Origin of the sequence: Agrobacterium sp. CNPSo 2736, from assembly GCF_004005385.1 — a bacterium.
GTDB classification, from domain to species: Bacteria; Pseudomonadota; Alphaproteobacteria; order Rhizobiales; family Rhizobiaceae; genus Agrobacterium; species Agrobacterium leguminum.
Genome location: NZ_RZTX01000018.1, coordinates 104,611 through 110,831 on the forward strand (window position 1 = coordinate 104,611; position 6,221 = coordinate 110,831).

Genomic DNA, 6,221 nt, shown 5'->3' on the forward strand with positions numbered 1-6,221 from the left:
CCCCGGTTTTCCGTCCGGAAATGCGCCAAAACAAAGAGTTGGAGTGTTTTCGCAATTCGAAGAAAAGCGAAAACACTCTAAAACAACGATTTTTGCGGGCGTATGGAACATTTTCGCCTTTTGCGCGTCATTTTACCGAGCCTGTCGCGGGGCGGCGGGCTCGGCAAATTACGCAAAAGGGGAAGCGCCATGCTGAAGTGGGCTCTTATTTTCTTCGTTATTTCTTTGATCGCAGGCGTATTCGGCTTCACCGGCATTTCCGCGGCGGCGGCGGGCGTGGCCCGAATCCTGTTCTTCATCGCCGTGGTGATCTTCCTGGTCTTCCTCGTGCTTGCACTGATGGCCGGAAGCGCCGTCGTCTGAATGAAAAAGGCGACCGTTTTTCACGCCGGTCGCCTCTCCTTTCTCCCTTAAAAAGATTCAGCCCGTCCAGCCGCCGTCAATGACGTGAATCTGGCCGGTGGTGAAACCTGCCTCGTCCGAAGCGAGATAGGTAACGAGTGCTGCGATTTCTTCCGGCGTGGCGATGCGGCCCATCGGCTGGCGGGCGATGAAATCGGCCAGCGCCTGTTCGTAATTGCCGGTGGCGCGCAGGCGGTCATGCAGGGACGGGCTATCGACCGTGCCGGGGCAGATGGCGTTGCAGCGAATGCCCCTGGTGACGAAATCAGCCGCAATCGCCTTGGTCAGACCCACCACGGCCGCCTTGGAGGCGGTGTAGGCGAAACGGTTCGGCACGCCCTTCACACTGGAAGCGACGGAGGACATGTTGACGATTGCGCCCTTGCCCTTTTCCAGCATGCCGGGCAGGAAGGCGCGGCAGGTGCGGTACATGGCCTTGGCGTTGAGATCGAAGGAGAAATCCCAGTCCTTCTCTTCGCATTCGAGGATGGTTCCGGAATGAACGAAGCCGGCGCAGTTGAACAGCACGTCGGCATGGCCGATATCGGCGGCGAAATCCTTGACGCCATCGCCATCCAGCACGTTCAGAACCCTCGTTTCCGCACCTTTCAGCGTCAAAAGCGCCTGCTCGTTGATATCGGTGGCGATGACGCGCGCGCCGAGCGAGACGAACCGCTCCGCCGCCGCCCGGCCGATACCTTGGCCAGCGGCGGTAATCACCACTGTCCGGCCGTTAAAATCCTGCACCATGAATAGCCTCCCGCTAAGGCCCGCCCGCCCTTCGGGCACCGGACCGCTGAATTTCGATGATCTCAAATATGGATCGACAATTCATATGTAAACGCGGTATTCATATGGCGTCAAGCAAACTTGCGCGGATGGCGGCTCTCGGGCAACCATATTTTCAGGCTGCCCAGCCGGCGACCGCACAAAACACCATCGAGGCCAGATGACCGACGACGACAGCGAAAGATATCGCGCTCCCGCCCTCGACAAGGGTCTGGACATTCTCGAACTTCTGGCCCGCACCGATGGCGGGCTGACGCAGATCGAGATCGCCAAGTCTATCGGCAAGAGCCCGAACGAGCTTTATCGCATGCTGGACCGGCTGGTGCGCCGCGGCTATGTGCAGCGGCTTGACGGCGACCGTTTCTCATTGACGCTGAAGATGTTCGGGCTGGCGCATTTCCACGCGCCGATCCGCCGTCTGGTCTCCTTTGCCGCACCGGTTATGCGCGATTTTTCCGCGAGCGCCGAGCAGGCCTGTCATCTGGCGGTTTATGATCGCGGCAGCGTGGTCGTCATCGCCCAGCAGGAATCGTCCACTTACTGGGCCATGTCCATGCGGGTCGGCGCGCAGATGAGCCTGTTCCACACCGGCTCCGGCCATGTGCTTCTGGCCTTCCAGACCGAGGCGCAGCGCCAGATCATGATAACCGAACAGGTGCGCGGCAGCGGCGAAACCGTACCGCCGGACCTTGCCGGGCGGCTGACGGACGTGCGCAAAAACGGTTTCGAATCCATGGACAGCCTTCAGACCGCCGGCGTGCGCAATATTTCCGCCCCGGTGCTGACGCTCGACGGCACGGCGCTTGCCGTCATCACCTGCCCCTATATTACCCCGCTCGGCGGCAAGGCCCCGACACGCGAGGCCTGTGAAGCCTTGATCCGCGAGGCGGCAAAACGGATTTCCGAAGTGGCGACGGGAAACGGAAATTCCTGAGACGCACAAAAAAACGCGACCGGCAGGGACCCGATCGCGTTTTGAGTGACTGGAGATTTATATCTCTTAAACGCAGGGGGAACGTGGATGGTTCCCCCTTTTTGTATCAGGCCGCAGCCAGCGTCAGTTCCTTGCGGACCATCTCGCGCAGCGTCACCAGATCCTTGGCGAACAGGCGGATGCCTTCCGAAAGCTTCTCGGTGGCCATCGCGTCCTCGTTGAGCGCCCAGCGGAAGGCCTTCTCGTCGAGCGACTGCAGCGGCTCTGCCTTGACATTGTCAGGCGAAAGCTTGCGCTCCAGCTTGCCGCCGTCCTTGTCCAGTTCTTCCAGCAGCGCCGGGCTGATCGTCAGGCGGTCGCAACCGGCAAGTGCTTCGATTTCGCCGACATTGCGGAAGGAGGCGCCCATGACGACGGTGCCGATGCCGTTGGCCTTGTAATAATTGTAGATGCTGCGCACCGAAACGACGCCCGGATCGGTCTCGGCGGTGTAGTTCTCACCGGTGGACTTCTTGTACCAGTCGAGAATACGGCCGACGAAGGGCGAGATGAGAAAGACCTTGGCTTCGGCGCAGGCAATCGCCTGGGCCTGCGAGAAGAGCAGCGTCAGGTTGCAGTCGATGCCTTCGGACTGGAGAACCTCGGCAGCCTTGATGCCTTCCCAGGTGGAGGCCAGCTTGATGAGGATGCGTTCACGCTCGATGCCGCGCTCCTTATAGGCGGCGATGATGTGGCGCGCCTTGGTGATGGAGGCCTGCGTATCGAAGGAAAGGTCGGCATCGACTTCGGTCGACACGCGGCCGGGAACGAGGCCGGCAAGGGCCGCGCCCACGGAAATGGCCAGACGGTCGGCAACGGCGGCAACCACGGCGTCGGACTGGCCGCCCTGCTTCTTGCCCCATGCGACGGCTTCCTTCACCGCATCCGCAAAGGCCGGTGTGCCGAGCGCCTTCAGAACGATGGTCGGGTTGGTGGTGCAATCCACCGGCTTCAGGCGCGCAACCGCCTCGATATCGCCGGTATCGGCAACGACCGTGGTGATGGCGCGAAGTTGTTCGAGTTTGGATGTCATATCTGATGATCCTTCATGATCTCTTGAAAACTTGCTCTGCCGTCATTTCGTTCCCGCACCGGGGGTGCGCCCAAGGCCGAAATCGCGGTTTCGTCGGTTCCAACTATCGCAAGTCGAAGGCGCGAAAGTCAAGACATTTGCGCATCGCAATTGACATAAGTTTCACGCCTGCGATACTCGGTCGCTAATAAAGAATGGCGGAAACCGTGGCGAAACTGAGAAGAGAAACCCATACGGCCTATTCGGAAGCGGCTTCGCTGAGGCTACGCGCCGCATGGCTCTATTATAATCAGGGTATGACGCAGAAAGACGTCGCGGAAAAACTCGGCATCAGCCGCTCCACCGTCATCCGCCTTCTGGACGAGGCGATGAAGCGCTCCGAAGTGCAGATATGGATCAACGAGGGCATCGAGGATTTCGTCGAGCTGGCCGGCCAGCTGGAGGCGGCTTACGGGCTGGACGAGGCCGTGATCATCCCTTCCCCCGGCCCATCCCCGGACAAGGCGAACGCCGAAGGCACGGCCAAGGCAGTCGGGCTGGCGCTCGGGCAGTTCCTCTCCGAAGCGGTGCCGAACGAGGCCACCATCGGCGTCGGCTGGGGCCGCACCATGACCGCCTCGCTTTCCAGCTTCCGCCCGCCGCGCCGGGAAAACTGCAAGGTCGTCTCGCTGCTCGGCGGCATCGTCGCCGTGCACCAGACCAACCCGCTGGATTACACCTGGCGGCTGGCGAGCGCGCTCGGGGCGGAATGTTACATGTTCCTTGCGCCGCTCCTGGTGGATTCGGTTGAGACGAAACGGGCGCTGATTGAAAAATGCGGGCTCGCGACGCTTTACGATCTCGCCGAAACGCTCGATCTCGCCATCGTCTCCTGCGGAGATATCGGCCCGCATTCGACATCGCTGTCGGAAGGTTTCATTTCCAAGGCGACGCTGCAGGAACTCATCGATGCCGGCTGCGTCTGCGACACCATGTTCAATTTCATCGATGCCGAAGGCCGCTCGGTCGATCACCCGATCAATCAGCGCGCCATGGCAATCGATCTCGATACGCTGCGCAAGGCCAAACACATCGTGCTGGCCTCCGGCGGCGCCCACCGCGCCATCGCCATCCGCGCCACGATCAAGCGGATCGGGTGCAATACGCTGATAACAGACGAGGCGGCGGCGCGGGCGTTGATGGAACTGGTTTAGGTCTCGCCGGGCCATTGGCGGGCGGCATGTTGCACGAACAGGATTTCGACCTGTTGCTCCGTCACGCGATAGGCGACAATGTAGGGCAGGCCGGAAATAACCAGCTCCCTGGTCCCTTCGATTTCGCCACTGCGTCCTAAATGAGGATTATCAGATAAAAGACGTGCCGTCGTCTGGTGAATTGCCCTAACGACTTTTACTGCCGCACGCGGATTACGTTCGGCGATATAGTCGCCTATAGCATCAAGCTCCCGGAGAGAACGCCGCGTCCAAACCAACCGCACGCGTTTCAGGCCTTGGCATATTTATTCAGAACGACGTCGATCTCTTCTTCAGTAACAAACTCCCCGGCCTCGGCCTCCGCCAACCCTGCCCTCACGCCGCTCGTCCATTTCTCCTGCCATGCCAGAGAACGTCCATGAGAAAGCGCATCTTCTATGATGCGGCTTGGAGTCGAGTTCGAGCGCTCGGCCAAGATATCCAGCCGGTGTTTAAGATCGTCGGGAAGTTCAATCGTGCTTTTCATGGGCCAAGAATAACCGATCCTGGGCAGATCGGCAAAGACAATCCAAGCCTCGCCTCACACCTTCCCCGTTTCCCAGCCGAGCATCGCCCGCTTGCGGGTCAGGCCCCAGTGGTAGCCCGTCAGAGCCCCGCTTTTCCCCACGGCGCGATGGCAGGGAACGACGAAGGACACCGGGTTGGCGCCGACCGCCGCACCAACCGCACGCGACGCGGTAGGCTGGCCGATATCGCAGGCGATGTGCGAATAGGTAACAGCGCGGCCCATCGGGATTTTCAGGAGGCTTTCCCAGACCCGCACCTGAAAATCCGTGCCGAGCAGAACCACGCGCAGCGGCCTGTCCGCCGACCACATGGACGGATCGAAGATGCGGGCGGCGTAGGGTGCCGTCGCTTCGCGATCCTCGAGATATTCCGCATTCGGCCAGCGGCCGGCCATGTCCTCGAAGCAGGCCCTTTCCTCACCCGGATCGGCAAAGGCGCAGCCGGCAAGGCCACGATCTGTCACCATGACCAGCGCAAGCCCGAAGGGCGAGGTGTGGAAACCGTAACGGATCGTCAGCCCGCCGCCCTTGGCCTTCCATTCGCCGGGCGACATGGCCTCATGGGTGACGAACAGATCGTGCAGGCGTCCCGGCCCCGACATGCCGACCTCGATAGAGGTTTCCAGCAGCGGCAAATCCTCCTCGCGCAACAGCCTTTTGGCATGATCGAGCGTTACGGCCTGCAGGAATGCCTTGGGTGAAAGGCCGGCCCAGCGGGTGAAAGTCTTCTGCAATTGCGTCGGCGACTGGCCGAGCTCTGCAGCAATGGCTTCGAGGGAGGGCTGCTCGCGATAATCCAGCGTCAAAAGCTCGATAACCCCGCGCACCGTGTCGTAATCCGATCCGATGGGGGTGATATCTTCGTTCAGCGTAATATTGGCGTTCATCGCAAATCTCCTAACGGGTAGGAGAAAACCATTAAAGCGACTTCGTCTCCACCCGTTTCTTGCGCCGTACTCAGTTTCTACCGTCATACCGGCCTCGAGCCGGTATCCAGCCAGCCCAAGTCCTTGGGCTGAAAAGAGTCGTCTCGCCGCGCAGACGCGCGTCGGCTGGCAACTGTATTAATGCATGTTGTTTTAAGCTGCTTCGAATGTGGTTTTATCCCTGAGAATGGCATTTGCAATGACGAGCAGTTTGCGGGCGATGGCGATGATCATGACCTTGAACGGTTTGCCTTTGGCCTGCATGGCTTGAACCATGCGGGCGAAGGGCGACTTTAGCCGGTAGGCCACCAGCGCCGCCATATAGAGGGCATCGCGCAC

The 6,221-nt window shown here is 60.4% G+C and carries 8 protein-coding genes and 1 pseudogene; 3 read left to right on the forward strand and 6 right to left on the reverse strand.

The window, feature by feature from the left end:
* Positions 1-189: 189 nt before the first annotated feature.
* Positions 190-363, forward strand: a complete 174-nt coding sequence (locus EM858_RS23165; protein WP_003499086.1) for a DUF1328 domain-containing protein — start codon at positions 190-192, stop codon at positions 361-363.
* 57 nt (positions 364-420) lie between these two features.
* Here EM858_RS23165 and EM858_RS23170 read toward each other — a convergent pair whose 3' ends face one another.
* Entirely contained in the window at positions 421-1,152 is a 732-nt protein-coding gene (locus tag EM858_RS23170) for an SDR family oxidoreductase (protein WP_127758086.1), read from the reverse strand.
* A gap of 199 nt (positions 1,153-1,351) precedes the next feature.
* On the opposite strand from EM858_RS23170, the gene EM858_RS23175 reads away from it, so the two are divergent.
* Positions 1,352-2,125: an IclR family transcriptional regulator gene (locus tag EM858_RS23175; protein WP_127758087.1), complete on the forward strand. Its 774-nt coding sequence runs from the start codon at positions 1,352-1,354 to the stop codon at positions 2,123-2,125.
* 106 nt (positions 2,126-2,231) lie between these two features.
* Here EM858_RS23175 and tal read toward each other — a convergent pair whose 3' ends face one another.
* Positions 2,232-3,197, reverse strand: a complete 966-nt coding sequence (gene tal / locus EM858_RS23180) for a transaldolase (RefSeq protein ID WP_127758088.1) — start codon at positions 3,195-3,197, stop codon at positions 2,232-2,234.
* Between the two features lie 206 nt (positions 3,198-3,403).
* Between tal and EM858_RS23185 the strand changes: the two genes are divergently transcribed.
* A complete protein-coding gene (locus tag EM858_RS23185; protein ID WP_035259694.1) occupies positions 3,404-4,390 on the forward strand; it encodes a sugar-binding transcriptional regulator in 987 nt (328 codons plus the stop codon).
* Here EM858_RS23185 and EM858_RS23190 read toward each other — a convergent pair.
* The 4 genes and pseudogenes from EM858_RS23190 to EM858_RS23205 form a co-directional block, all read right to left on the reverse strand.
* Positions 4,387-4,674: a type II toxin-antitoxin system RelE/ParE family toxin gene (locus EM858_RS23190; RefSeq protein ID WP_127758089.1), complete on the reverse strand. Its 288-nt coding sequence runs from the start codon at positions 4,672-4,674 to the stop codon at positions 4,387-4,389. The genes EM858_RS23185 and EM858_RS23190 overlap by 4 nt on opposite strands.
* 5 nt (positions 4,675-4,679) lie before the next feature.
* Entirely contained in the window at positions 4,680-4,916 is a 237-nt protein-coding gene (locus tag EM858_RS23195; protein ID WP_127758090.1) for a CopG family ribbon-helix-helix protein, read from the reverse strand.
* 54 nt (positions 4,917-4,970) lie between these two features.
* Positions 4,971-5,843, reverse strand: coding sequence for a bifunctional helix-turn-helix domain-containing protein/methylated-DNA--[protein]-cysteine S-methyltransferase (locus EM858_RS23200; protein WP_127758091.1), 873 nt, complete (start codon positions 5,841-5,843; stop codon positions 4,971-4,973).
* A 192-nt stretch (positions 5,844-6,035) separates the two neighbouring features.
* Positions 6,036-6,221, reverse strand: a pseudogene (locus tag EM858_RS23205) (IS110 family transposase); the annotation flags it as partial.